Origin of the sequence: Microcoleus sp. N9_A1, from assembly GCF_036701795.1 — a bacterium.
Lineage (GTDB): Bacteria > Cyanobacteriota > Cyanobacteriia > Cyanobacteriales > Microcoleaceae > Microcoleus.
The window spans coordinates 61,898-88,632 of record NZ_JAUBRI010000003.1 but is presented as its reverse complement, the minus strand read 5'-3'; the positions used below and the strand labels follow the sequence as shown (position 1 = coordinate 88,632).

Here is a 26,735-nt window from a genome sequence, read left to right as displayed (position 1 = left end):
ATTTTTCGTACTCACCGAAATTATTCGTAGAAACCCGGTTTCTCGCTACTTACAAAGTCTTGGTGTACGCTAATCTTAGAAGCCGGGTTTCTTACACCTAATCTCAGAAACCGGGTTTCTTCCTAGATTTCTCGTACTCCACCGAAATTATTCGTAGAAACCCCGTTTCTCACTATCCACGCCCCACGTATTAACTTATCAATTGCTTGAATGCCTCATGTTCGCGAATCTTCTCCAAATCAGCTTCACTTTTTGCCAACTCTTTACACACATTCGGATTGAGATTGAGGGCGCGCTTTAAATTTTCAATGGCTAATTCTATTTTACCTTGTAGCGCATAACATCGGGCTTTATTGTACCAAATTCTGTAAAAGTCAGGTCGGATTTTAGCAGCATTTTCATAAGAATCAATCGCAGCTTCGTACTTTTGCAATTTTGAGAGTGCAACGCCTCGATTGTTCCAAGCGTCCGTATAATCATTTTTGATTTGTAGGGCTTGATTGTAAGAAATTACTGCTTGTTCGTACTCCTGCATTTTGGAAAAAGCAACGCCTCTGTTGTTCCAAGCATCGGCGTAATCGGGTTTGGCTTGAATTGCTTGTTCGTAACAGCCGATCGCCTCCTGGTACTTCTGCAACTCCAACAATACCACGCCTCGATTGTTCCAAGCGTCGGGATAATTCGGACGAATTGTAGTAGCTTGTTCGTATGAGGCGATCGCCTCTGGATACCGCTGCATTCTTGTGAGCACTACTCCTCGGTTATTCCAAGTATCGGCTAAATCCGGCTGAATTTGCAGGGCCTGATCGTAAGCTGCGATCGCATCTTGATAACGATTTTCAAAGAAACAAGCATCTCCCTGTTTAGCGTAGTCGCTGGCCGTCAATAACTGTTGGTAATTGCCATAGTTAACCGGAGCAAATTCTTGAATTTGGGCATCGGGGAATAAAAGGTCTGTTTCTGCCTCTGCCGGGTGACTTTGGTGTTGAATTTCGCCTAAGATAGTTTCAGCGTCGGAAATTAATAGTTTTAATTGAGAGATTGTATCGTAATGGAGACTTTCAATTTCTTGGCGAGCAATTGTTGTCTGCTTGGATAATTTGCTCAATAGAAACCAAACACCGACTCCGGCTGCTGTCGGAAACAAAGTTAGGGCAATTATCAGCCCGTTCAGCATTACCGCCGTGCGCCCGAAAGCAATGTCAACTTCTTCTTGAACTCGATCGCGAATTTCTTCTTTAAGTTGCTGCTGTGGGAATTCCTGCTGAATTAACAGTGCTGCCCTCGGTTCAGAGGCAGAAACGCTACTGGCGCAGACTAGAATAGTCGAAAGGGCGATCGGGCTAATACTTTTTCTAAAGATACTTGACAAACGCATTGCCTTAGTGATACGCACCTGAGTTGCGATTTCCATGTGTCAAGAGATGCTGATAACGATGATCCCAGACTAGCCCATTTGTTCAAAAACTATTAAATACAGGATATCTGTTGTGCAGTCCCCTCCGATCAAATTGCTGACGCAAGAATTGCTAGACGAAGTTGCCGCTTCCTCCCGCCGCAGTCCCCGCCAGCGACAAAACTACAATTTCCACGATTTGTCAGAAAAGGTGCAGCGGTTTGTCAACGTGCTGCAACCGGGCACTTACGTCCGCCCTCACCAACACCTGCGCGCGCCGGAAGTTAACGGTTTTGAGTTTTTCGCAGTGATTCAAGGAGAAGTGGGTATTCTTATTTTGAACGAAAACGGTCAAATCCTGCGCTCCCTGCGAGTCAGCGCGGCCGGCCCGACTCGCGCTGTCGAACTGCCAGAGGGCACTATTCACACGTTAGTAGCTTTGACACAGGATACTGTGATTTTGGAGTTCAAGGAAGGGCCTTACGAAGTGGCGGCGGATAAAGATTTTTTGGCAAGTTTTCCGGCTGAGGGAACTGCGGCGGCGCGAGAATTAGTCCTGATTTGGGAAGCAGAATTTAAATAAGAAGGAAGAAGGAAGAAGGAAGAAGGAAGAAAATTAATGGTTTCATCAATTAAGAACGTGCTAACCCTCGATCGCAGTTGACTAACTAATGACTGACTACTGTCAACTGTCAACTGTCAACTGTCAACTGACTGATGAATCTAATTGTCGTCATCCGATTGTATAAATCCGGGGCGGTGCGAATGATTTTTCTCAGGAGCTCATCCGTCACCCAAAAGACGAGGGGAAACGAAAATGTTTTGCTGAATTCGCTGCATAATAGGTTGGTAGAAACGAGCAATCGATCGATCGCCTCCACTGATTCCAAACCGAGGAGCATTAAAGCTGGAGGCTTTTCGCCGTCTATTTCTGCTGCGATTGTCGTGTAGAGAGTTGTCGCCGATTTCGGCAAAAACAGTTGCCGCGGTTGCACGGGACAATTTGCTTGCAGCCGATCGACTATTTGCTGCCGCAAAGCCAGCGAGTTGCAGTTAACTAAAACGAAAGAAAAGTAACCTTGGGAAAGACGCAGCGCCCGAATTAAAGTTGAGAACGACCGCTCGTTATATTTAGCTGAGTCGTACTTAGCTGCATCGTCTTTAGCTGTATTTTCTGAGCTTTGCTCGATAAACATAAATTGCATATTTTTTATCTAGTTTTAGAGATTTTCTAGATTAAATTATGTTTTTAAAGAAAATCTGAATATCTGAAATTTATTTTTCCTTAAAAACATTCAGGTCACTATAGCACGGTTTTAAATTAATATCAATAGTCCGATCAAAATAGTCCGATCGACTGATTTGGCTTGAACCACTCAAACAGCACCTGCGACAGCACAACAAAAGAATAGCCGCAGGCAGAAGAAAGAAGCATATTTCGCATGGGTTTCAGCAATGAATAACGTTCTAAATATCTGGCACGATTGCTAGATTAAATGTAATTTAAAATACAAAAAAATCACCTAAAATTCTCAGCCAGCGGCAAAGTAAACCAAAAACTTGCCCCAGCACCGGGAGTGCTAATTACCCCAATTTGGCCGCCATGAGCGCCAATAATTTGCCGACAAAGATAGAGGCCCAAACCCAAACCAACCGAGTGTCGGGATTGATCACCCCTAACGTAAAGGTCAAAAAGATGTTCGCACTGTTCCGGCAATATTCCCGCCCCGTCATCTTCGACGGTACAGTAAATCATCCTACTTCCGGGATTGGGGATTGGGGATTGGGGATTGGTAATGGGAGATTGTGGATTGGCAATCGGTAATTTGTCGATGTTTTGTTTTGCTGTCCTTTGATTTATAATTAATTTACCCGCCTTGATTACTTGAGCCGAAACTGTTAAATTTAGTTCCGGCAGATTGTGTTTCAAAGCATTAGCAATTAAATTAGAGAACACACGCCACAACTGAGTTTTGTCAGCATTCACGGCTGGCAAATCATCCGGCACCAAATTTTTAAAAGTAGCTTTACCCTCATTCATTAAAGGCTCCAAATCGGTCGCAGCAGCTTCAACTACAGCCCTCAAATTAACCGATTCGCAGTGCAAAACCAAACCACGCAATTCCCCGGCGTGGACTTCCAACAGCGAATTTATCAAGCGCAATTGCTGCTCGCTACCTTGAATCATCCGCTCCAAAATAGAACGGGGAATTGCGATCGAATCCCCAGGTTTCGTCTGCCAATTTTTTAGCACCATTAACATTCCAGCCACCGGGTTTCGCAAGTCGTGAGAAAGAGCGTGGATAAACAGCCGCAGCGATTCTTGTGCCTGTTTGCGCTGCGTGATATCCTCAATTAAACCCTCATAATAAAGCAGGGAGCCAGTGCTGTCCCGTACCGCCCGCGCCTTCTCAGAAATCCAGACAATACTGCCGTCTGAGCGGTAAATTTTAGATTCAAAATCCGATACTGTGCCGCTTTCCTCGATCGATCGCAAAAACTCATTTCTGCGAGACGGATCGACATACAACTGCCGCTCAATATCAGTAAACTTTGCCGTCACTTCTTCCGGGGAATCGCAGCCGTAAATCCGCGCCAAAGCTGGATTTGCAGTAATATAACGACCATCGGGAGTGCTTTGAAAAATTCCCTCGCCGGCATTCTCAAAAATGCTGCGGTACTTCGCCTCCGCCACCTCCAACTGCTGGTAAGCAGATTCCAACTCACGCCTGGTACTAAACTCTTTCCGTTGCAGACATTCGTACCAATAAACCGACAAATCGCAAATCAAACAAATCCAAAACAAATATAAGTACAACCCGGTCAACTTAAAAGGAGTATACTTAGCAAAACTTAGATTTAAAACCAAATTTATCCCGACGTGGCAACACAAAACGCCGAGTTGAGAAATCAGGTGCAGACGCCAGCGGACGGGCATCAGCGTAGCTTGGATCAGAAACGCTAAAATCCAGGTAAAAATTGGTAATTCCCCGGCTTGTGCGACAGCTAGCCCAACCTGTACAACTACCGTCAGCGACCACGAAAAACCCAAAAATAGTAAACCGGGATAGCGCTGTCCAAAGGAGGTTTTTTGCAACACAAAACAGGTCAATAAACCCAATTCTACAGCAGCGCTCGTGTACAAATAAACACTTTTAAACTCCTGGCGAGCGAAGAATCTTTCGCCCAGAAAATAGACAGTTATTGTGAAGGCAAAAAAGATGGCAATTCCGACAGCAGGGCGCAGCCGATCTCGGAGGAAGCGATCGCGCCACACCTCATAAACCGTTAACGCCTGAACTGATTTTGCATTGCCCAAATAGCTCATAACATTTTAGATTTTAGATTTTAGATTAAAGAATTGACAAAGATCGATCGTCCGAGTTAACAGCAGGTAGCGAAAACCAGAAAGTCGAACCACCGCCGGGAGTGCTTTCGACGCCGATTTCGCCGCCGTGAGCTTTGATAATTTGCTTGGAGAGGTACAAGCCCAAACCCAGCCCTGTTAATTGTCGGCTATTAGGGTCGTGAACGTAAAGTTCAAATAGAGATTCCTGCTGTTTGGCGCTGATTCCCACTCCATTATCTGTTACAGTACAGCGAACCATTTTTACGGTGAATCCGGGCAATTTGCTGCCGATATTGCCAATTTGACCCTGATAGCGGGGCATTTTGCAACTGCCGTCGAGGTTAAATTTGGCCAGGGTTTCCTGATTTTTCTGGGTGGTTTCGCCTATCCTAGGACGATCGCCCGCAGTAGATATCCGGTTAGCGATACAGCGGCCAAGCGGATTATTGGGCGATGTTAAAACCTGTGAATTTTCTTCATAACTTAGCGCTGTTTCAACTGCAATTACCTCGGCTTTAAAAGTGATATTGACTCCCGGAGGATTGTGTTTAATAGCATTAGTCAACAGATTTTCTAGCACCCGCTGCAAGTGTTTGCTGTCGGCCTTGACTTGTAGCAAATCCACTGGTATTTCCTGAGTTAAAGTTGCTTGATTTTTTGCCAACATCGGTTCTAAATCGGCAACAATGGCTGAAGCTAAAGACGGCAAATGCAGCGGTAAAGTATTGAGAACAATACCTTTGACCTCGCTAGCGTGAGCTTCGAGTAGGGCATTAACCATAGTCAACTGGTGTTCGCTGGCTTGAACAATCCGCTGCAAAATCGATCGAGAAACCGGAACATCCTGTAGAGAGTCAGAGGCCGATTTGTTGAGCAAATTTTTCAGCAGTATTAACATTCCCATAACTGGAGTGCGGAGATTGTGAGAAACTGCGTGCAAAAATAGGTCTTTCAGGCAGTTGCTTTCTTGCAGTTCGTGCATTTTTTGCTGTAGTTGGCGGGTGCGTTCCTCCACTTGAGATTCCAAGTTGGCGTTGAGAGCTTTTACCTGCTGCAAAAGTTGGGCTTGCTGGAGAGCGATCGCCACTTGGGTAGCGAGTTTTTCCAATAAATCAATTTCAAATTCCTGCCACTGGCGGGGCCCAGAGCACTGGTTGACGGCCAAGATCCCGAACAATTCATCCCCCAGGACGATCGGCACATTTAACGTCGCCCGAATTTGATAGTCGCTGTATAATTCGACAACTCGATCGGCCCCTTGCACCGTAGCAGCATCGGAGACAATTCGGACGCGGTTGTTAGCATAAAAAGTTTTCTGCGCTTCGAGGTGATTCTCGTCAGTGAGCACCAACCCCAAAATAGAACGGTATTGGACACCGACAGACTCAGCGACAATTTTACCGTACACCGGGCTAGGAAGATTTACCCCGTCCGCGTCCACAATACCGATGAAAGCGCGATCGGCCTTGAAAAATTTCCGGACTTCGGCAACAGTAGTATTGAGAATTTCTTCGAGGTCGAGGGAGTTGCGAATTCGCAGGGCGATTTCTGAGAGCAAGCGATCGCGATCGGAGGACGCTCGCAAAGCCACTTCCGCGCTGTGGCGTTCGGTAACGTCTTGCACTGTGGCGGAAATGACGTTTGAGTTAATTGCCGACTGTTCGCAGACAGTACGCACTCCGCCGTCTGGAAGCACGATCCGGTAATCAATGCAATAAGGTTTGCGCTCAAACATAGCTTGAGACTGCGATCGCGCCACCAATTCTCGGTCTTCTGGATGTACGGCTTGCAAAAAAACTTCTGGTGTCGGTTTGACAGTTCCCGGAGCAAAACCCAAGAGGCGGTAAAGTTCGTTTGACCACCGCAATTCGATATTGGATATATGATGTTCTGCGGATTCTTCGGAGTTGTCAGTGGCTGTGAGGGCGGCGCAATTTAAATCCCAATTTCCCAACTGAGCGATGCGCTGAGCGTTGGCTAAACTAGCTTCGCGATCGCGCAGCATGGCGGCCGTGCGGCGCACCTCCACCAGTGCTTGCTGGCGTTCTGCTACGGTGGCAGCCAACATCAGAGCCACAAGGGCGATCGTACCGGTAAAAGCTTGTAAAAATAAAACCGCCTGTTTGAGATTATCGCTTTTGGCCAAAAACGGGCCGCCTCCCTGCACTGCTCCCCAAATCGCGATGTAAGACACGATCGAATAAGCAAAAATCGCTCCCGCCGATTGAAACCGCAGGGCAGCCCAAACTATCAGAGGAAAAGGCAGATACTCCAGCGGATACTGAGCGATCGCCGCTTGTGTTTTTGAGCAAAAAAACAGCCAGCTCACGCTCAGCAAGAGAGTCAGCCACAGCGCTATTTCTGAATAATTAATAATTAAAAATAATAGATTATAACGGTTTTCAGTTGCAGAAAATGTGTGGCTGCGATTAGTAATTGGTAGTTGATTATTCTCTCTGTTAAAAAATGTGATAAAAGATGAAATAATAGGTTTTTTTAGTGGAGATTTAAAATTATTAACGGCGTGCTTTAAAGTCAGCAGCACTGGCGTCACAATCAAAATTCCCATGCCGTCTCCGAGCCACGTAGTCCACCAGTTCCGAGGGAAATTGCTCCACTGAGCCCAACCAAAAATGCACGTACCCAAGTTGCCGAGGATAGAGCCGAGGAAAGTAGACCCGATGACAGCGCCCGCTACCAAAGCCAGAACATCTCGCAGTCGATCGAGTTTGGTAGAAAATCCGCTCCAAGTCAGCAAAGCCTCTCCAGCCAGCGCTTGCAGGGTGACGCTAAAGGCCGATGTGGCAATGACAGCCGACGGTATACCGGCGGTAGAGTTTAACAGCACCGAACCGAGGGCAATTCCCGGCCACATCCGTCGCCCTTGCAGTAGCAGTGCCGTTAGAGCAATACCGGCTGGCGGCCACACGGGGGAGGGTTCGGCTTTCACCAGTCCCAGCATCGACGCTGCGAGTTTTCCGGTAACAAAGTAGGCCAGGGCCAGGATGCCGGTGTACAGAAGCATTCGAGTGCGGGGGTTGAGCAATTTCATGTTTAGTGCGATCGAATCCTCCATTCCTAGTTTTTAATTTAGGCGGCTTTGGGGCGATCGGGCTTCCTCCTGACGAATCACCTGACTGGGGGAGTTGACTGTTGACTGTTGACTGTTGACTGTTGACAACTGCCTACTGACAACTGCCTACTGACAACTGACTACTTACTACTGACTACTTACTACTTACTGCTTAAAATCCAAAACTCCGCTTACCATCCGGCTTAACAGTCAGCCAATTGGTCTTTGCCATTGCCAATTGTTCCTCAGAAACTGTAGCGTTCGTAAGATTCGCCCCGCACAAATTTGCTCCCCGCAAATTCGCCTTAGTCAAATAAGCCCCCGTCAAATCAGCACCTCGGAAATCCGCGCCTTCAAAATTGGCAGTGCTGCAATAAGCCTCAGTCAAATTAGCATCTCGCAAATTCGCCTGAATTAACCTCGCGTGACCCAAATTCGCCCCCGACAAATCCGCTGCTTGCAAATTTGCCTTCACCAACCTAGCCTGATAAAAATTACTTCCCGCTAACTGCACTTTTTGCAGTTGCAAACCCGACAGTTCGCAGTCAGCAAAATCGCGCTTGCCTTTAAAATATGCCGATCGCAAGCTGTTGGTGTCCCACTTAGGAGCAACTTTCGATAGCTTTGACGCTGCTAAATTGTCGCTAGAAGGTCCAACGGTTCCGAAAGTTCTGCCGGACTCAGCCAGAGTACGGGAAACTCTGGGCTGCATCCCCGTGTTCCCAGATTGGCTGAAGGAAGTTCTACCAGCGCGGGTGTGGTTCGATCGTAAATCTTGATTACTTTTGCTCCTCGGCGGTGACCACGAAGAACCCTCGTCATTAAATATTGTCGGTTCTTCAACAGTACGAGAAGAGCCGTTGAATTGAGTTGCCAAGCCATCGACAAGACTTGGGTCTTCAAATTCGCCAGAGAGAGCTCTGAGGACATCTGCTGCCGATTGGAAGCGGTGACCAACCATCGGCTTCAGCATTTTATGGAGAATCCGCGCAAAATTTGGACTCACCTGAACGTGTGGCTGCCAAACAATTTCGCCTGTTACTCCATCAAAATCTAAATCCTTGGGCGATTTTCCTGTCAGCAAGTACAAGCAAGTCATGCCCAAGGCGTAGATGTCGCTGGCAAATATCGGCCGCAGCGCCATTTGTTCCGGGGGAGCGAAACTAAATGTGCCGACTGAAAATTTCGTGTTGGCGCCTTGGTCGGCGGGGTCTAATAATAGGGTTTGGCTAACTTGGTCTTTTACCGCTCCGAAGTCAATCAGAACTAAGTGGCTGTCTTGAACTCGGCGAATAATATTGGCGGGTTTGATGTCTCTGTGAATTACTCCTTGGCTGTGGATATATTGCACTACTGGCAGAATTTCTAATAGAAAATTTTTAACGTCGGATTCGTTGAAACGGCCTGAGTGCTTGACTTCTTGTTTCAAAGTCGAGCCTTTAACATACTCTTGAACTAAGTAAAATTGCTGTTCGGTTTCAAAATAGTCTAGCAGCCTCGGTACTTGCGGGTGGTCGCCCAGTTGGCCGAGGGTTTTTGCCTCTCGCTTAAATAATTCCCGCGCCATTTCTAAAACTCGCGGCGACGAACTACTGGGTCGCAATTGCTTAACCACGCAAGTCGGTTGACCGGGCAACGAGATGTCTTTTGCCAGAAATGTAGCTCCAAAACCTCCTTGTCCTAACGGTTCAATAACTCGGTAGCGAGCGCGCAGCAATAACCGCGCACCGCAAGTCTGACACTGAAGAATAGAGTCAGCAGGATTTTGAGGATGGGGACAGCCCGGATTTACGCAGTAGCTCATATTGATTGAGTTTGCCTATGTTGTTCTGATCTTGTCAGCGTCGCTCGACTGCACAAATAGCCTGTTCCTGCTTCTGGTAGACATACTAATCTATCAGTTTTCGGCAAGCCGTGCCTTCGATTGCGAATTGGAATTGCACCTAAGTCTTTTAGGCAGATATCTTTTCCCTATTTTGATTATCTCGCTGCTGTGAGTTTTTTCGGTTGATTATCCTTGAAAATAGTTTAAAGACTTGCTAAAGTTGTGCTTTTTTGTGTAAAGTCTTTCTAAACTTAAGTGCTTTTTGCGTTGTTAGATGTATCTAGCATACCTCATTCTCTGAATGAGAATGCTACTCATCCCCCAGTAGCCATCGACCTTTGGGCAGATCCCTAATTTTTGCTGATGTGTACCATAACAGTCTTGACAAATTTTAATTAGTATGCTATGAAAAGCTTTCCCGAATAAATTCTGGGACTCAAAAGTCGTAGCCCGTCGGCGCCGACTTTTGACTAATAACTACAGAGCACTGACAACTAACTACTGACTCTCATTATGCGTATTTCTCTAAACTGGCTGCGGGAATTGGTCGATGTGACAATATCCCCAGAAGAATTAGCCGAAACCCTGACAATGGCCGGGTTTGAAGTCGAAGAAATTGAAGACCGCCGTACTTGGGCCGACGGCGTAGTATTGGGCAAAATAGTCGCCTGCGAACAGCATCCCAACGCCGACAAATTGAGAGTTTGTCAAGTCGATGTCGGCAAACCAGAAGCCTTGAATATTGTTTGCGGCGCACCAAACGCTAGGGCAGATATTTACGTGCCCGTCGCCGTTGTCGGCACTTTTTTATCAACAATTGATTTAAAAATTAAACCTGCTAAATTGCGCGGCGTTCCTTCCGAAGGCATGATTTGTTCCCTCGCCGAATTAGGCTTGTCTAAAGAATCTGCCGGAATTCACATTTTTGAGCTAGAAAATCCCGAATTGGGCAGCGATATTCGCCCGCTTTTGGGTTTGGATGATGTAATTTTAGACTTAACAGCAACTGCTAACCGTGCAGATGCTTTGAGTATGGTGGGCGTGGCGCGGGAAGTGGCGGCACTGACTGGGGCGAGTTTGAGAATTCCCGCCGCCGGTGGTGTTGCAATTGAGGACAAAAAAAGCGCCGGTTTAGGAGTAGAAATATCGGAACTGCAAGCCTGCCCAATTTACATCGGTACGGAAATTGAAGGTGTGAAAATCGCACCGTCTCCAGCTTGGTTGCAGCAACGGTTGCAGGCGGCGGGTGTGCGGCCGATTAATAATGTGGTTGATGTAACTAATTACATTTTATTGGAATGGGGACAACCGCTGCACGCTTTCGATCGCGATCGGCTACAATCTTTCACAGGTAATTCCGATGTCAGCATCGGCGTGCGCTTTGCCCAAACCGGGGAATCCTTCAAAACATTGGACGGACAAAACCGCAATTTGCAACCGCAAAATTTGTTAATTACTGCTAGCGATAAACCCGTAGCCTTGGCTGGGGTAATGGGCGGGGAAGATACGGAAGTTCACGAAGGAACTCAAAATTTGGTCTTGGAAGCAGCGATTTTTGACCAAGCAACAATTAGGCGTTCTGCCCGCGCTCAAGGCCTCCGCAGCGAGGCATCGATCCGCTACGAACGGGGGGTGAATCAGGCGGCTTTGACGACGGCGTGCGATCGCGCTGTTGCCCTGATTTTGCAGTTGGCTGGCGGTGCTGCGACGGTGCAGAAAACGGCTAGTTCGGGGGAAGATTTGAGTTTTTCGCGGACGATTGAATTGCGTCTGGATCGAATTAATCAGGTTTTAGGGCAGTTAAAAAGAGGAGAAACGGGCGGTTGTCAATATTTGGAACCGGAAGAGGTGAAAAATATCCTCACAGCCTTGGGATGCGAAGTTGTTGCGAGTGAAAAAGCACGGGTTTTTGCGATAACTGTTCCTGCTTACCGCTACCGCGATTTAGAAAGGGAAATTGATTTAATTGAAGAAGTGGCCAGACTTCACGGTTACGACAATTTCTGCGATACTTTACCCAGCAAAACGGAACCTGGTTATTTATCTCTAGAATACGCGCAAGTGCGGAATGTGCGATCGGCTTTTCGGGCGGCCGGTTTGACGGAGTTGATGCACTATTCTTTGGTGAAAACTGAGGGAGAAAATCAGGTTGTGCTGGCTAATCCGCTGTTTGTTGAGTATTCAGCTTTGCGGACTGAGATGCTGTCGGGTTTGATTGATGCTTTTGGGTACAATTTGGAGCAGGGAAACGGCGCGCTTAACGGTTTTGAGGTGGGCCGCATTTTCGGGAAAGATGGGGATGTAATGAAAGAGTCAGATGCCGTTGCGGGGATTATTGGCGGCGACCCGACGGCGTGGAAATGGCAACAGGGCGGGCGCGATCGACCTTTGACTTGGTTTGAGGCTAAAGGTGTCCTAGAAAGCGTGTTTCAGGGCTTGGGTTTGGCGGTGGAATATGCAAGCGATTCGTCTAATGGGCGCTTGCATCCGGGGCGCACAGCCGCCCTATCGTTAAACGGGAAACAGTTAGGAGTTTTCGGACAGTTACACCCGCAATTGCAGCAGGAAAAGGGTTTGCCTGAGCAGGTTTATGTGTTTCAATTAGATTTAGCGGTGTTGTTGGATGAGTTAGGGCGATCGCAGAACGCGACTCGCAAATTCGCGGGTTATTCGAGTTTCCCCGCTTCCGACAGGGATATTGCATTTTTTGCACCGATGGAGGTTCCGGTTGTGGAGATGCAAAGTGCGATGAAGAAGGCGGCTGGTAGTTTGCTTTCTTCGGTGGAATTGTTCGACGAGTATCGCGGCGACAATGTACCGGCGGGACAACGTAGTTTAGCATTTCGGTTGATTTATCGATCGGGCGATCGAACATTAAGCGAAACCGATGTCGAACCAGCCCAACAAAAAGTCCGCGACATCCTAGTCGAAAAATTCGGAGTCAGCCTCAGAAGCTAACCGTAGGGTGCGCACTGCGCACCTTCCCCTAACTCACACGTAAAAACCGAGAAACCCGGTTTCTTCCAACATTTCCCGCCACCCAACCAATATATTCATAGAAACCCGGTTTCTGCGGCCAAGCTAGTCCTAAATTCACTCCAAATACTGAGAAACCGGGTTTCTTCCAACATTTCCCGCCACCCAACCAATATATTCATAGAAACCCGGTTTCTGTGGCCAAGCGAGTCTTAGATTACGGCACAATTTAATCATCATTTAACTGCCACAACATCTCTGACACACAAAAAGAAATATCAGGAAATTGCAAAGGAGAAATACTCGCATCATAACCAAGAATCACCCGACTCAGATAACCATCCTGACTCGGTTCTCTAAAAAGATGAAGTTGCTGATTATTCACATCCAAAACCCAATAATCAGCAATTCCAGACTGAGCATAAATGGTCGCTTTAATCCCGCAATCCGTTTTCAGGCTGCTATCTGCAACTTCGACAATCAGATAAATATCAGCAGCAGTTGGAAGACGGGCTGCATAGTAACGTGGATCTCGGACAAGTAGAGCAATATCCGGTTCAGGTTCAGAGTAATCATTGAGCCGAACAGGATCTTGTATGCTCATTAATACCAAGCTACCTAAACGATTTTGCAGTAGTTCTACTGTACATTTAATTGTTGCACCATGTGCTATGCTTTTAGCTGCAATTTTTACTATCTGCCCTGCCAGTAATTCCACCCGTTCATCTTCATCAAGAATACCAATTTCCGTCATCAGGTCATATTCTTGAACCGTCAACAGCCGAATGTCTAATAAAGTCATAGCTTGCTCCTCTATGAATTTAGTAATATTATAGTATAAGTTATAATCAGTCCCGTACTCCGACTGAAGAAACCGGGTTTTTAGTCGAATCGCGGGTTATAACAAGGTCTTTTGGTAAAAAACCCGGTTTCTGGGCCCCGTGGGACTAATAATTTAAATAGCGATAATGTCAAACTTATGGAAGAATTAATGGAGTTGAAGGAGTTGCTACACCGAGGTAAGGTTGCGGAGGCTCTAGTGTTGGTGGAAGAATTGGAAGAAATGAGTAAGTCCGATAAACTTAATAAAATTTTTAGTTATGGGATTATTCTGCTACTGCATCTGATTAAAAAAGTTGCTGAAAACCGTACTACTAAGTCTTGGGAAACTTCGATTTTTAATGCGGTTAAGCAAATTCAACGCACTAACAAGCGACATAAAGCGAAAGGCACTTATCTCACGGAAGAGGAATTAGTCGAGACTTTGGAGGATGCCTATGAATCTGGGTTGAAGTCGGCGGCTTTAGAGGCTTTTGAAGGAATTTATGATGTCGAAGAAATTGCCAAGATGGTGAACCGAGATGATATTATGAAAATGGCGATCGGGTTGATTTTAGATAAATAACCTGAAATTTAGATTTTTTGAGAGGTTGACAGATATGACTAAATATGTGATGTGGGGAAGTTACTGCCCAGACGTTCTCGAAAAACGCGCACCATTTCGAGACGCGCACCTAGCCGGACTTGCCAAGCAAAAAGAATCCGGTGTATTGATTACCATCGGCCCCACCAAAGACTTAACTAAAGTTTTTGCGATTTACGAAGCCGCAGACGAAGCCCAAGTGCGAGAATTAGTTGAAACCGATCCCTATTGGGTAAATCAGGTTTGGACAGAATACGACATTAAAGAGTGGATTCAAGCGTTTTAAAGGAGTTAACAGGGTGAATATCTTAAGACTAGGCGACGACGAACTGGTTCCAGTAGATTATGGCGACTTGCTGGACAAGATTTTAGAAACTTTGCAGGTAAAGAACCCGTTTAACGTATCAGAAGACCGCCGTCGCTTGTTAATTGATATTGACACGATTGCTGCGGATGTTGCCCAAAAGGAAGTACGGCCACCCTTGGGTTCTTCTGAACGTGAAGCACATTCTGCTACGGTCAATTTTCTGCAGGAAGTTGAGGCGAGTTTTCCCAGCAAAGTCAGGCAGATCAAAGAATGTTTGCAGCAAAACTTAGAATTAATTTTAGGACAAAATGTTGCAGTTGAAAAATTTGCAGCTAGTTTAACCAGTCCTCTAGAGTCTCTTAAAGGCAGCGGAAGTCAGTTAGGCCTCAAATACGATTTCGACAAAAAACATCATAATTTACAGAAAAAAAAGCTGACTTTGGAACCCTTGGGCACTGGCAGCGATTCGCTGCTGAAGTTTCACAAGGTGACGGTTTCTGTCCGAAATGCAGATATTTTTGAAGAAGAGTTACAAAAGGGTTTAGAAAATTATATTGATGAAAAAGCTGAAACTGACGATGACAAGGAAGCACTGAATCGCCTGCTTGAGGAAATGGTGACAGATAAAAATTCTGATTTTCATCGGTTGGTTCGAGTTGTCGATAAGGAAACTCTGGGACAACTCAAGAAAGAAGCTAAAATTACTTATTTGGAGTATATTTTAGCTAATATCAGCCCGGATAAAGCAGATACTCGCGGCTGCATTTATTTGGAAGATTTAATCCGGCGTTTGCGGTTGATAGAAAAGTATATCAAGGACACCGAGAATAAAGGTGAGGGAGATTACCTGGTTAATTATCAGGGAATTGAGGTTAATTATAAAGATATGTTTTCGCGATCGGAAGCTTTGGATGCGCTGCCCATTATTCCGATTATAGCAGGTAATCTGGGAGAAACGACTGATACTTATGAAGGCGATCGCCAATTTGTATTTGGCTTAAAACTCAAGTTTGGCAACCCAGTTCCATCCCACGGCGCTAATAGCCTATTTGACTACAATCTCAGCCTACTAAATCCTGACAGCCCAGAACACTTAGCCGCATTAGAGGAACCTGCCTACCACGAAACTTTCTTTCGCAAGGTACTAAAAATAGCATTTTTATACTATTTTGTATTTGCTTCTAACAGCAATCCGCTAGATCCCAATTATAACGCAGAATCTGAACTTGATTACGATCCGATCGCCAATTTCGATCGCAAGGTATTTCCCATACTCAATGAATCTAACGAAGATGCGAAAAAAGAGCTATTTCGCAATTTTATTAAAGGATTTGAGAAATTTAATATCGAGACAAAAATTAACACTCTTAAAAACTTCTTAAAAGACTTCATTAAAGCAAAAACTATTTTGCAGCCCCGTGCAGAAGCGCGACACATATTGATTGAAACAGGCATCCTCAGAAAAATAAATAATACCTTGACGACGGGGGATTTTTTCAAAAAAGTAGTACAACGCAATCCCAAGGAAACGCTTCAGTATATTTCCGTGGGACAGCCGAATGTCAACCCAGAAGCTATCTGTCAATTGCCAGTCAATATTATCATTGAAGATGTCCGCTATTTTTCAACCGATGAATTCCAAAGTTTCAGCATGGAATACAACATCAAAGATATCCAGGCTTTGCCTATACTTTGGGTTCCCAATGCCAAGCGTTCTCAAGAAATTTTAAATGAAAATTTTAAGGGTAAATTAGTTGTATTTCCCTACGAATACCGACGCTTAGACAGCAAAGGAGGTTTACAAAAGGAAGCAGCTTTTATTTACAAGTTTGCAGTTTTGCTACTGTCGTATATTTGCTTGCGAATCTTGTTGCAAAACTTACCAAATAATACATTTGTGCCGATGGTGAGAATTCACGAAGGCGACCACGATCATCCTTTCCCTTCGGAAAAGTTTATGCGGCATCTTTCCAAAACATTGTCTCACATTTTGAGCGAAAAGCACCGCACAAATTCCCAGGGATTCCGCATCAGGGGCACTTTGAGCGCTTTTAAAATCAGAAACGGTTTGAGTTCGCTGTATTCAATACTTCCTAAAAAGTTTCGATTTAACGACCTACAGCTATCTCCAGAATTGGATAATTTAGCAATTATTGCAGTATCTACAAGAGACAGCGACGCGAGAAAAGGCAGGGGCGATAATCGCGCATCGAGAAAAGCCTGTTTGCTAGGCGAAGTTACCGGAATTAGGCGCTATGAAGACGGGACTATTCAAGTGGGATTGCTGAAAACTTTCTCAGAAAACTACAGCCTTGAGCATCTTTATACTCAGCCGTCAATTCTCGAAGATATTGTCAGCCAACTTTACAATCGAGGATATCGAAATTTTGTGTATATCTCGCAAGCACCTTACATGAGCACGCTGCACATTACTCAAAATGATGAAGATGAGAAATTGTTTTTTATGTCGAAAGACATCATCCGCACCTTGAAAGGAGAACGACAAGATATTAGAATTTATCCGGTATTTTTTGATAAATACTATGTCTACAGTCCCCAAAAGCATCGGGGAGAATCTTTTTATATTCAAGATACAGCGGAGCTTGCCAGCTTATTTGCAGATAGGAGCAAGCAAGCGGCTATGTTTTTCAATTTGTTTAACGGGATTAAGGTAGAGCAAGGGGGAAAAAACTTTTACTACGGGGTGATTTCCTATTCGACGCTGTTGAATATTTACGAAGGAATTCTTGACGATCAAAATATTCGTCAAGGTTTGATTTATGACGGTGAAATTAAAGATACTTTGCTGCACTATTTGACAATATTTCACTTTTCCAAGTACGAAGCTCGCCAGCAGATTAGTTTAAAGCTCGATCCATTCGATCGCATTATTGGCGATAATTCTGTTGGAGCTTTATCTGAATTCAGTCACGCGGGTGGTCGTGCGAATTTTAACTCGCTGGCATTTTTGAACAAGGTAAGAGAAGTGTTAAATGTAGCAGATAAAGGTCGAACATAATGATAGCAGCAAACTTTGGCAGACTCTTTGAAGTTGGATTTAATATCGGGATTCTGGCGGGAATTCAGCAGCAAAAAATTCCTCACAATTTCGGCGACTCCTACCGCCTGGATTTGCAGCAGCTTGAGCTTTCAAAGATGATAGCCGAAATTATCAAGTCGCACAACATCCCAAGCAGTTTGAACATTAAAATAGTAGAAAAATGGAGCGTGTTTTATATCCACAAAGGTTTTCTAGGCGGCTTGAATTTTTTCCGGGAGTACCTCAAAGCGATTGGCCCAAAACCGCAGCATTGGAAAATTTTATACTGTCAGTGCAGTTTTGCTAATACTAACAGTATTGGAACCTATCAAAAAGAAGATAAAGAAGGTTTTAAAGAAGTTTTACTGCAACTAAAAGCTGTCAAACCCAGTCTGTCAACTGCCGATATTAATTTGTACATCAATCGCTACTCAAAAACGGGTAAATTTCTGTGGGCGGATACGCTTTTGCTGCTACAGAAAGGCAAGAATTTTAGAATTTTGTGTGTTGATTTATCTGTGTTTTCTCCCGCTGCTGCTGAGCTTCCCGATTTGCATGAATTTGAGGTGGTCCGGAAACTGCTAGTGAGAGAAATTAGCTATTTGCGATCGAAAAGTGTTTTTTCTAACCTGGGAATTGATACCAGCATTTTAGGAATTGATTTTTCGGAGGAGTTGCAAGAGTATTTTAAAGCTTTTAACTATCAGGATAAGGAAACCAGTAAGTTAATTCAAGCGGGTAGCTACGCTCACAGTTTCTATGGATTTTTGCAAGAAACAGAAATTGTATCTAGCCAAGCTAATGTATTGTTTAATGTAGTCGGTTATAGCGATCGCAGTGTTAATGCTATTTCGCTGCGTCAAGACCAAATTAATATTTTGTCCACTTGTTCGCAAATCTACAAAAAGAAAGACACATATAAAGATATTAACACTGCTCGCAGCAAGGTTTTAAGAGTTATTCAAATCAACGCGACTCGCAGTTTTAAAGAAGGCAGAAAGTTTGTCGATTCTCTGTTAGGAATCGGGAAAGAGGCTAGCCTTATACCTCATACTGAGCGGATTGATGGTTTTGCTAATTCGATCGATATTATATCAGATAAACTGGCAGATGATTTGCAAATTTCTCGCGGATTGCATTTGAGAGACGCTCATGCTGAATTGATTGTAAAATCACTGCAATCTGAGGAAACATATGTTTTTTTAACTGGGAATCCGGGAATTGGGAAAACAACTGCGACCGCCAATTTCCTGAAAGCACATATTAACGACGGTTTCCTATTTTTTTACGTCAGTCCCCGCAAGCAAGTTAACTTAGATATCATCGAGAAATTCAAAGATAAAAAAACAGGTTTGCTGTGCGACAATAGCCTATTCTGTATTAACACAAACTCCGATATTATTGCCAGCAATGGGGGACGACGTACCGTCAAGTACGCCTCAAATAGCCGCGATGGAGATTTCACAGAAAAAACGGTTCATTTTTTCAAAGACAATGCCGAAAATCAGAGAAGAGAATATCACCAGCGGCAAATTGAAAGAAGAGGTGAAACCGTACTTCAACCCGCAAGCGTCAAAACTATGGGAGTGCTAAACAGCACTTGCGATGCAATTTATACCCTGATCAACCGTCAAATTTCTAATAATATTGTCGCTACGGTTTCTATCCAATCTTTGAAAGTTACAGCAAACGGAGAAAACACCCTCAAACATTTTGTCAAGATATTTCAAGATGTTTTCAACAAACGTACAGGAAATGTGATACCTGCTAAAATGCAGGAAATATCGAGTCGCATCAAACACTTATTCATCATGATAGATGAAGTCACGGGAGATGATGGCGGTGTCGAGTTTTTGTCAGAAATTACTCAAATTGTCAAAGAATATGAATTGGCGGATGCGCGGCACGGTTTTAATACTAAAATTATTGTAGCAGATGCTTCGATTGTTGACCCGGATGTGATTAAACAACACCTAAATGATACCTCACCGGAACCGGATAAAATATATTTCAAAAAATTACCGAAAAATTCAGAGGAAATCCCGCCACTACAGATTACTCCTTTTGAATTCAAACGGTTAGCTGCTAAAGCAATCAATACTAATTCCTATCCCGCTAGCAGTTTAGATATAACTTACAAAGTATTTGTAGAATGTGTCAAATTCACTGAAGATATTTCCTTAAATCCAAAGAATGATTTAGTTAAACGGGTACAGTCTCAAATAATTGAAGATATCAATCAGCGGTTAGCAATCCCTGGTGTAGAACAAATTATCGTCTACATTCAGGATAAGCGAAGATTGACTGAATTAATTGTGAGAATTCGATCTAGTCGCGACAGATTCGATCCGTTTCTCGATTATCTGGAAGTCCACGCGAATATTTCGGAAGAGGAAAAAGAGCAAATACATAAGTGCAAAAACACAGTTAAAGTAATCTTCATGACTGCATCGGGAAGTCGCGGCTTGTCTTTCCCGAAAACTAAGCATATTTTAGTAGATATTCCCCGCTTTCAGATTGAGAAAAATCTGATGGAGGTGATTCAAGTTATTTATCGGGGGCGCGGGGAAGATGATGATGGTAATACGCTGGATGGTGAAGCTAAGGAGTTGGTTTTTTACTTGTCTGATACGGCGGTTTACTATGCTGATGATGCGGAACTTTCGCTACAGGAAAGCAAGTTGAGTTTGTTGAATTTGCTGCTAATTCTCAAGACTGCGGTGATGACGCGGATTGTGGGATATGGATATTTGGGTAGGGAAAAGTTTTTGATGATTCCGATTGGCGGGAAGTCGATTTCTGCTGGGGGCGATACTTTTAGCAGCAAAATAGCGAGTTTGATTAAAGCGTTGAAAAGCGAACATCGCAGTCGCCCCCAAAATGTGTATTTTAAGGAGGTTTATGAGGGGCTGGAGGAGCTTTTGAGTCGCGGGGAGTATGAGGTTTTGCCAAAATCTGAGGAGTCTCGTGGAAAGGGAAAATCTTACTTGGAAATGCGGGAGAATTTTAATCGGAAGTTTTTGCAGATGTGCAATCCTCTTGAGGGTTTGCTGGGTTACGATCAGCTAGAGGTTGGTCATGTTTTGGGGAGTTTGTTATTAGTTCCTTTGGCTGATAAAAATTTGAAGGAAAACTATCAGATGCGGCTGAATCGGGAAATTAAGAAATGTTTGGAGAATCAGTTGCTGAAAAAAATGGAGACGATCGCAAATAGTAAATCCTCTCCTGAGAATGTAAAATCGGCTATTCGGGGTGGCGCGATCGAGCTTTTGCAGTTTCTCAACGGCGAAATCGAGAAAACTCAGTATTTCCAGCAGCAGAGTCAGCAGTTCGATCGCTATTATGCTATACCTTTGTTTGCTTTTGTCAGCGGCGAGGAGATGCAGGAGTATTTTGCACAGACGAAGCTGGAGGAACCGGAAGACAGGAGGTTTCGGGATATTTTGTCGGCTTACGTGCGATCGACCTATCCGATAGACAGTGTAATGCCGATCGGGCATAAGTACCACGAATTCCCGTTTATCGTGTTTAGAAGCTACAGTTTAGAGCAAAGTCGGGAAAAGATGTTTACCGATAAATACCTTTTGAGTTCTAATGAGTTGAACGTACTCAATTTGATTTTGTCGAAGCAAGACGGCGGTTGAAACCGCCCGGTTTTCCATAAAAAATTGTACAATAACAAAAATGAAAATTTCCAGCAAACAGGGTTAAACAAATATGGCAGTCAAAGTAGGAGATACGGCACCGGATTTTACCTTAACGTCGCAAACTGGCGCATCAGTTAGCCTCAAGGACTTTCGTGGTCAAAAAAATGTCATTGTCTATTTTTACCCCAAAGACGATACACCGGGATGCACAGCGGAAGCTTGCGCTTTTCGGGATAGTTACGAAGTTTTCAAAGACGCCGGTGCAGAAGTAATTGGGATTAGCGATGATTCGCAACAATCCCACGAGAAATTTGCGTCAAAATATCAGTTACCATTTACACTATTGAGCGATACTGGTAATAAAGTTCGGCAATTATACGGCGTTCCAGCTACTATGTGGATTATGCCCGGTAGAGTGACTTATGTCATTGACAAACAAGGGGTTGTCAAGCATATTTTTGACTCGATGTTGGATTTTAAGGCTCACGTTTCGGAGGCGCTGAAGACTTTGGAAGCTATTAAAAGTTAGGTGGAAAAACCAAGAAAGGACTAAAGTCCTTACTACAAACCTTTCGTTCGTAGTGAGGACTTTAGTCCTTTTTTGCTAACGACTTGCAGCCATTAACAATTAGAAATTATCTAGCTTTTCCCAACACTAGATTTTTAATGTGCAGCGCTTTCAGCAGTTTTGCCATGTTTGCTATTACCGTTGCCGTTGCCGTTGCGCGGTTGGATCACTCCATAGCCACCGTGAGTCTTGCGTTCGTAGAGTACGTTTATTTCGTCTGTTTCCGCATTACGGAACATATAGAAATCGTGATCGATAATCTGCAATTGTTCCAAGGCTTCTTGCACAGTCATTGGAGGCATCGCAAAATACTTAGTCCTCACCACCTCAGCAGGAAGTTCGGGAGTTCGATCGCCAATCAAATCCGCTGCTACAGGATGTTCATCAACTACCGCAATTGTTTTGGGACTATTCTGGATTTTGTTGTCGTGGCGTTTTTCCTTAAATTTCCGCAGTTGACGAGCTATCTTGTCGGCAACCAAATCTATGCTGGCATAAAGGCTTTCCGTGCTTTCTTCAGCCCGAATCACGCTACCGTTAGCATAAATTGTCACCTCAGCAGTCTGCTTAGGATTGATCCTGGGGTTACGAGCCACCGATAGATGAATGTCCACTTCAGTAGTCAAAGTTTGAAAATGGCTAACCGCCTTTTCAATCTTTTCGTTGACGTACTCGCGAATCGCATCGGTGATTTCTATATTTTTACCCTGGATAACAAGCTTCATAGAGCTCCCTCCCTTCTGTAACTTGGGTATAGTTTATACAATAGCATTATGTATTCAACAAAACACTTTTCTTTCAATTTTTTTTATATGTTGACAATTCTTGATTTAAACTGCACCAATATTCCGTAAAAACACTATTGATTTTTTTCATGCTTTCCCCTATTATCCCTCAAAACCTAAATGCACAACCCTGCTTACTCTTCGATTGGGGACAAGTGCCTTACTCCCAAGCTTGGGAAATCCAGCAAAAACTGGTGCAAGAACGCCGCGAGAATCCTGATTTGCCTGATGTGCTGATTTTGCTGGAACATCCGCCGGTTTACACTTTGGGGCTGGGATCAAAGTTGGAATTTCTGAAATTTGACACCGAAACTCAGCCAGAATTGCACCGAGTTGAGCGCGGTGGTGAGGTGACTTACCATTGTCCAGGCCAGTTGGTGGGCTATCCAATTTTAAATTTGCGCCGTCATCAGCAGGATTTGCACTGGTATTTGCGGCAGTTGGAGGAAGTGCTGCTGGGAGTGTTGGAAGTTTGCGGGCTGAAGGGTTCGCGGGTTCCGGGAATGACTGGGGTTTGGGTGAATGGCACCAAGGTGGGGGCGATCGGCATTAAAGTCAGCCGCTGGATTACGATGCACGGTTTTGCCTTAAATGTTTGCCCGGATCTAGCAGGTTTTGGGCAAATTGTACCTTGCGGGATTTCCGATCGACCGGTTGGCAGTTTGGAGCAATTTATACCGGGAATTGAGGTCGATCGAGTGCGATCGATCCTTGTCGCTGAGTTTGCTCGCGTTTTTGCAGTGGAAATTGTGCGATCGAATCTGTAGGGTGCGTCGCTGTCAACCTTACTACTAACGATCGCAGTCAGTTTTTTAAGTGCGATCGGAATTTTCCTCTTCATACACCATTAAATCTCCCGGTTGGCAGTTTAGTGCTTTGCACAAAGCATCAAGAGTTGTTTCATCAATTCTTGTCAGCCGGCGGCGGGTTTTGATTTTAGAAACAGATGTTGGGTGCATCCCAACTCTAGCCGCCAATTCTTTATTGCTGATATTGCGATCGGCCATCACAACTGCCAATTTCCAACGGATCACTGCGGGTGCTCAACTACTAGCCAGGACTTTGCAAGGTGATGTTAACATCCTGCAACCTTCACTAACACTTGTTTTGCCGTATCGGCAATATTCTTTGTCGTATCGCTTGATTTGCAGCAGCGAATGAACTATGCTGAGGATGTACAAACGGAAAAGCGATCGCCCCCCGAGCGTGGAAAACTTAAGGGCGATCGCTATCCGACTATTGTTTAGTTAAAACTCATGATATCACAGCCAAAGTCAGTTCCCGAACTCCTGCGCGAAGAAATTCCCGACGCACCCACCGGAAAGCAACCGATCCGATTGTTGATTTGCGGGATTCCCAAAGCGGTAGAAAGTATCGTTAATCTGCTGCACGTTTTAGGTTTTGCAGAAGTTGGGGAATGGAGCCCGCCTCTACCATCGCCGATCGCAGGTGAAGTAATGCGGATTTTAACCCGTTACTGGAAAGAATAATCTTTAAGGGCGATCGCCCTTTATTGAGCAAAGTGCGATCGCTCTTAAATCATCAAAAACATTAGGCTTAATTCCCCATCCAATCACCTAAAAACTCCAGACTAAGGATGCTAAATATCGAATCGAATTAACGCGGCGGTGTTTGCGAGACTTGGGGGGTATCATAGAGATAATTTTAATGGTCTGTACTTACTAACTCAAGAATTGAGAGAATTGGTGGTATAAGGCGCGATCGCGGGCTTCCCTAACCTTAGCTTAGTCGCGGGAAGCCCCGCGCCAAACATGGTACGACCTTGAGCGACGGGATGTTCGCTGTGCGAGTCAAGGGGTTCGATGCCCCGCCGACTTTGCAAATAATCTATGCCACCACCCTATTATTTATCATGTTCTGTAAACCGTGTTTACATAATGGAATGTTAAAAGCAGTCAAGGTCAGACTTTACCCCACGGATGCACAGCAAGCTCATTTGGCTCAAGCTTTTGGGTGTGCCCGTTGGGTCTGGAATCAGTCACTTGCGGTTATGTCAATAGCTTACAAAGAGACGGGTAAAGGTTTGTCTGCTCTTGATATGAAAAAGCAGATCCCGTTCTGGAAAGCTGAACACGAATGGCTAAAAACTTGCTATTCACAATGTCTTCAGCAATCTGTGCTAAATCTATCTCAAGCCTTCATTAACTTTTTTGACGGACGTACTGGTTATCCATCTTTCAAAAATCGCCATGGTCGGCAATCCCTTCAATATCCCGCAAATGTCAAACTATTGAGCCAAGGCGAAATTAAATTCCCAGGTTACTTAGGAACGGTAAAAGCTAAGGTTCATCGAGACATAGAAGGAAAGTTGAGGACTGTTACAGTGTCGAGGATGCCTGATGGTCGCTCAGAATGCTTCGCTATTGGTCGAGGATGGTCTTGACTCGCCAGAACCCAGTAGTGAAGGCAAGACGATTGGGCTTGACTTGGGGCTAATTGATTTTGCCGTCACTTCGGATGGCTCAAAATACCAAAACCCACGGCATCTTAAGAAGCATGAGCTTAACTTAAAACGCAAACAGCGAAAGCTATCTCGCAAAAAGGATAAGACCACAAACAAGCGGCGTAAAGCTCGTATTGCTGTGGCAAAAGTGCATTCTAAAATTTCGAGAGTGCGCTCGGATTTCCTCCACAAGCTGTCCCGTAAGACAGTTAACGAAAACCAAGTTATCGTGGTGGAAAATCTAGCAGTGAAAAACATGGTCAAAAATCATAACCTTGCCAAGGCAATTAGTGATGCAGGTTGGGGAATGTTTTGCACCATGCTCAAATACAAAGCAGAGTTTGACGGCAAGACTTATCTAGAAATAGGCAGGTTTTTTCCCTCTTCTCACCTTTGCTCAAATACGCTGCTACAAATCCCAAAGATGGATCTCAGTGTCCGCTCGTTTGATTGCCCTCGTTGTAATCAGCGACATGACCGAGATGTGAATGCGGCGATCAATATCAGAAATGAAGGCTTACGGATTTTGGCGTTGGGAATCAGCGCTACTGCCCTTGGACGCAATGTAAGACCAAAACGGTATGGACGCAAGTCTACTACTGTAGAGGCTGTTGCGGTTGAATTGGGAAGCCCGCGTTCTATCTGTACTCAGATGAACGTCGGGTAATTCACAGAGAAGCAAGACCGATGCAGAAATACCTCCTAAGAGTTTTGCGATCGCCCCTAGCGTCTGGTAGGATTCTTGTTAATTATTGCGCTCCGATCAGGAGAAAAAATTTATGGCAGATATGTCCGGTCAAGACCCCTCGGAAATTAAAATGGCGACGGTTGATGAAGAACAAAAAGGCGCAACGTTTAGCGGTACGGTCATTCTTGCTATCGATGCCGAGGCTGGGGAAGTCGTTTTCTTCAGAGACTTTTTGATTGAAGATTATAAAGGTGAACTTACCGCTTATCTGGCAACAGATGGCAATATAACGAAAAGCATTGATTTAGGCGAACTTAAGCATAAGAGCGGTAGCTTTAAGCTGCCAATTCCGCTGGGGACGGATACATCACCCTACAATACAGTCGTGTTGCGCGACGAAAAAAGCAAGAAAAAAATTGTGACGTTCGAGCTGTAAAATTTGCAATTTAGCTCGTAGTTGGGCCAAATTCGTTAGTGCAGCCCTCGAAGAGGATCGCCCTTTTTTTCCTGAAGTGCGATCGCCCTTAAATTAAGGTGCGTCACTTTCGATCGAACGGCGAAGTTTGGCGATCCCTCGTAAAGTGACGCACTCTACTTTTTAAAACGGAATCGGATCGTAATCGGGATTTTCCGGCTCGTTAGGCGAACTCGACTGGCGATCGGACTCAGAATTTGAAGACTGATGCGAGTTCCAATCCGAACTAGATGTGCGGTTAGAGCCGCTTGGAGCGCTGTTAGAACTGCGCTTGTGCGAGCCTAAAGGTACTACATTGCTCGGCACATTAGCCGGGGCGGTGTCGCGAATTTGAGCCGGTTCCGGGGCGGTTCTAGCTGCGGGAGCCGAACTCATTGCATCAGCCCCGACACTGTAAATCCTTTGAGCTGTCAGTTCAGCGCGCTTTTCTTTAATACCATCTCTTTCGATCGTATTCATGCTCAGCCGCCCCTCAATAATCACGCGATCGCCCTCGTGATATTTCTCGTGAATTTCTTGAGCAAAATTTCCCCATCCTATCACTTTCAAATGTTCGGGCGGATCTTCAGGTTTGGGGCCTGGAAACTGCACCAGCATCTCAGCGATTTGAAGTTGATTGTCAGGAGTATAACGGAGTTGCGGTTGTTGAATTATTTCCGCCATCAAAATGCAGCTATTCATCAGAAAAATGGGTGTGAAACCCCGTCCTTCTAGGACGG

General features: G+C 44.8%; 19 protein-coding genes and 1 pseudogene. 11 read left to right on the top strand and 9 right to left on the bottom strand.

The window, feature by feature from the left end:
- Positions 1-190 precede the first annotated feature (190 nt).
- Entirely contained in the window at positions 191-1,414 is a 1,224-nt protein-coding gene (locus tag QUA58_RS02195; protein ID WP_333392862.1) for a tetratricopeptide repeat protein, read from the bottom strand.
- A 76-nt stretch (positions 1,415-1,490) separates the two neighbouring features.
- Between QUA58_RS02195 and QUA58_RS02190 the strand changes: the two genes are divergently transcribed.
- Positions 1,491-1,979, top strand: a complete 489-nt coding sequence (locus QUA58_RS02190) for a WbuC family cupin fold metalloprotein (RefSeq protein WP_333250137.1) — start codon at positions 1,491-1,493, stop codon at positions 1,977-1,979.
- A 109-nt stretch (positions 1,980-2,088) separates the two neighbouring features.
- Here the strand turns inward: QUA58_RS02190 and QUA58_RS02185 are convergent, their stop codons facing one another.
- The 4 genes from QUA58_RS02185 to QUA58_RS02170 all read right to left on the bottom strand — a co-directional run bounded on the left by QUA58_RS02185 (position 2,089) and on the right by QUA58_RS02170 (position 9,622).
- A complete protein-coding gene (locus QUA58_RS02185; protein WP_333250136.1) occupies positions 2,089-2,601 on the bottom strand; it encodes a hypothetical protein in 513 nt (170 codons plus the stop codon).
- Positions 2,602-2,915: 314 nt separating this feature from the next.
- Positions 2,916-4,724, bottom strand: a complete 1,809-nt coding sequence (locus tag QUA58_RS02180) for a PAS domain-containing sensor histidine kinase (RefSeq protein WP_333392861.1) — start codon at positions 4,722-4,724, stop codon at positions 2,916-2,918.
- Between the two features lie 25 nt (positions 4,725-4,749).
- Positions 4,750-7,821: an MASE1 domain-containing protein gene (locus QUA58_RS02175; protein WP_333250132.1), complete on the bottom strand. Its 3,072-nt coding sequence runs from the start codon at positions 7,819-7,821 to the stop codon at positions 4,750-4,752.
- 169 nt (positions 7,822-7,990) lie between these two features.
- Complete coding sequence (locus QUA58_RS02170; protein ID WP_333392860.1) at positions 7,991-9,622, bottom strand: serine/threonine-protein kinase; 1,632 nt, start codon at positions 9,620-9,622, stop codon at positions 7,991-7,993.
- Between the two features lie 534 nt (positions 9,623-10,156).
- Between QUA58_RS02170 and pheT the strand changes: the two genes are divergently transcribed.
- Positions 10,157-12,601 (top strand): phenylalanine--tRNA ligase subunit beta, encoded by a 2,445-nt coding sequence (pheT, locus tag QUA58_RS02165; protein WP_333392858.1) that lies wholly within the window; start codon positions 10,157-10,159, stop codon positions 12,599-12,601.
- Positions 12,602-12,848: 247 nt separating this feature from the next.
- On the opposite strand, the gene QUA58_RS02160 is transcribed toward pheT, so the two are convergent.
- Entirely contained in the window at positions 12,849-13,421 is a 573-nt protein-coding gene (locus QUA58_RS02160) for a Uma2 family endonuclease (protein WP_333392856.1), read from the bottom strand.
- A gap of 177 nt (positions 13,422-13,598) precedes the next feature.
- Between QUA58_RS02160 and QUA58_RS02155 the strand changes: the two genes are divergently transcribed.
- The 5 genes from QUA58_RS02155 (at position 13,599) to QUA58_RS02135 (ending at position 21,565) form a co-directional block, all read left to right on the top strand.
- The gene (locus QUA58_RS02155; protein WP_333392854.1) at positions 13,599-14,024 is read left to right on the top strand and encodes a DUF29 family protein; all 426 of its coding nucleotides are present in this window, start codon (positions 13,599-13,601) and stop codon (positions 14,022-14,024) included.
- A gap of 34 nt (positions 14,025-14,058) precedes the next feature.
- Positions 14,059-14,328: a YciI family protein gene (locus tag QUA58_RS02150; RefSeq protein ID WP_333392853.1), complete on the top strand. Its 270-nt coding sequence runs from the start codon at positions 14,059-14,061 to the stop codon at positions 14,326-14,328.
- Between the two features lie 13 nt (positions 14,329-14,341).
- Complete coding sequence (locus tag QUA58_RS02145) at positions 14,342-17,368, top strand: hypothetical protein (protein ID WP_333392852.1); 3,027 nt, start codon at positions 14,342-14,344, stop codon at positions 17,366-17,368.
- Entirely contained in the window at positions 17,368-21,033 is a 3,666-nt protein-coding gene (locus QUA58_RS02140; RefSeq protein ID WP_333392850.1) for a helicase, read from the top strand. Before QUA58_RS02145 ends, QUA58_RS02140 begins: the two co-directional genes overlap by 1 nt.
- A 73-nt stretch (positions 21,034-21,106) precedes the next feature.
- A complete protein-coding gene (locus tag QUA58_RS02135) occupies positions 21,107-21,565 on the top strand; it encodes a peroxiredoxin (protein ID WP_333250119.1) in 459 nt (152 codons plus the stop codon).
- 134 nt (positions 21,566-21,699) lie between these two features.
- On the opposite strand, the gene hpf is transcribed toward QUA58_RS02135, so the two are convergent.
- Positions 21,700-22,329: a ribosome hibernation-promoting factor, HPF/YfiA family gene (hpf, locus tag QUA58_RS02130; protein ID WP_333392849.1), complete on the bottom strand. Its 630-nt coding sequence runs from the start codon at positions 22,327-22,329 to the stop codon at positions 21,700-21,702.
- A gap of 149 nt (positions 22,330-22,478) precedes the next feature.
- Between hpf and lipB the strand changes: the two genes are divergently transcribed.
- Complete coding sequence (gene lipB, locus QUA58_RS02125; protein WP_333250115.1) at positions 22,479-23,156, top strand: lipoyl(octanoyl) transferase LipB; 678 nt, start codon at positions 22,479-22,481, stop codon at positions 23,154-23,156.
- Between the two features lie 45 nt (positions 23,157-23,201).
- Here lipB and QUA58_RS02120 read toward each other — a convergent pair whose 3' ends face one another.
- Complete coding sequence (locus QUA58_RS02120; protein ID WP_332984474.1) at positions 23,202-23,423, bottom strand: helix-turn-helix domain-containing protein; 222 nt, start codon at positions 23,421-23,423, stop codon at positions 23,202-23,204.
- 222 nt (positions 23,424-23,645) lie between these two features.
- Here QUA58_RS02120 and QUA58_RS02115 point away from each other — a divergent pair, with 222 nt between their 5' ends.
- The 3 genes and pseudogenes from QUA58_RS02115 (at position 23,646) to QUA58_RS02100 (ending at position 25,977) form a co-directional block, all read left to right on the top strand.
- A complete protein-coding gene (locus tag QUA58_RS02115) occupies positions 23,646-23,879 on the top strand; it encodes a hypothetical protein (protein ID WP_333250113.1) in 234 nt (77 codons plus the stop codon).
- A 413-nt stretch (positions 23,880-24,292) separates the two neighbouring features.
- Positions 24,293-25,520 (top strand): annotated as a pseudogene (locus QUA58_RS31445) (RNA-guided endonuclease InsQ/TnpB family protein).
- Positions 25,521-25,632: 112 nt separating this feature from the next.
- Positions 25,633-25,977: a hypothetical protein gene (locus QUA58_RS02100; protein ID WP_333250107.1), complete on the top strand. Its 345-nt coding sequence runs from the start codon at positions 25,633-25,635 to the stop codon at positions 25,975-25,977.
- Positions 25,978-26,139: 162 nt separating this feature from the next.
- Here the strand turns inward: QUA58_RS02100 and QUA58_RS02095 are convergent, their stop codons facing one another.
- Positions 26,140-26,697 (bottom strand): single-stranded DNA-binding protein, encoded by a 558-nt coding sequence (locus QUA58_RS02095; RefSeq protein ID WP_333250105.1) that lies wholly within the window; start codon positions 26,695-26,697, stop codon positions 26,140-26,142.
- Positions 26,698-26,735 lie beyond the last annotated feature (38 nt).

Bases quoted from the DNA above. Each gene is read 5' to 3' on its own strand.
- QUA58_RS02185 (WP_333250136.1), bottom strand. From the start codon at position 2,601: ATGCAATTTATGTTTATCGAGCAAAGCTCAGAAAATACAGCTAAAGAC.
- hpf (WP_333392849.1), bottom strand. From the start codon at position 22,329: ATGAAGCTTGTTATCCAGGGTAAAAATATAGAAATCACCGATGCGATT.
- QUA58_RS02135 (WP_333250119.1), top strand. From the start codon at position 21,107: ATGGCAGTCAAAGTAGGAGATACGGCACCGGATTTTACCTTAACGTCG.
- QUA58_RS02175 (WP_333250132.1), bottom strand. From the start codon at position 7,821: ATGGAGGATTCGATCGCACTAAACATGAAATTGCTCAACCCCCGCACT.
- QUA58_RS02195 (WP_333392862.1), bottom strand. From the start codon at position 1,414: ATGGAAATCGCAACTCAGGTGCGTATCACTAAGGCAATGCGTTTGTCA.
- QUA58_RS02155 (WP_333392854.1), top strand. From the start codon at position 13,599: ATGGAAGAATTAATGGAGTTGAAGGAGTTGCTACACCGAGGTAAGGTT.
- QUA58_RS02095 (WP_333250105.1), bottom strand. From the start codon at position 26,697: ATGAATAGCTGCATTTTGATGGCGGAAATAATTCAACAACCGCAACTC.
- lipB (WP_333250115.1), top strand. From the start codon at position 22,479: ATGCTTTCCCCTATTATCCCTCAAAACCTAAATGCACAACCCTGCTTA.
- QUA58_RS02100 (WP_333250107.1), top strand. From the start codon at position 25,633: ATGGCAGATATGTCCGGTCAAGACCCCTCGGAAATTAAAATGGCGACG.
- QUA58_RS02140 (WP_333392850.1), top strand. From the start codon at position 17,368: ATGATAGCAGCAAACTTTGGCAGACTCTTTGAAGTTGGATTTAATATC.
- pheT (WP_333392858.1), top strand. From the start codon at position 10,157: ATGCGTATTTCTCTAAACTGGCTGCGGGAATTGGTCGATGTGACAATA.
- QUA58_RS02170 (WP_333392860.1), bottom strand. From the start codon at position 9,622: ATGAGCTACTGCGTAAATCCGGGCTGTCCCCATCCTCAAAATCCTGCT.
- QUA58_RS02150 (WP_333392853.1), top strand. From the start codon at position 14,059: ATGACTAAATATGTGATGTGGGGAAGTTACTGCCCAGACGTTCTCGAA.
- QUA58_RS02115 (WP_333250113.1), top strand. From the start codon at position 23,646: ATGATATCACAGCCAAAGTCAGTTCCCGAACTCCTGCGCGAAGAAATT.
- QUA58_RS02180 (WP_333392861.1), bottom strand. From the start codon at position 4,724: ATGAGCTATTTGGGCAATGCAAAATCAGTTCAGGCGTTAACGGTTTAT.
- QUA58_RS02160 (WP_333392856.1), bottom strand. From the start codon at position 13,421: ATGACTTTATTAGACATTCGGCTGTTGACGGTTCAAGAATATGACCTG.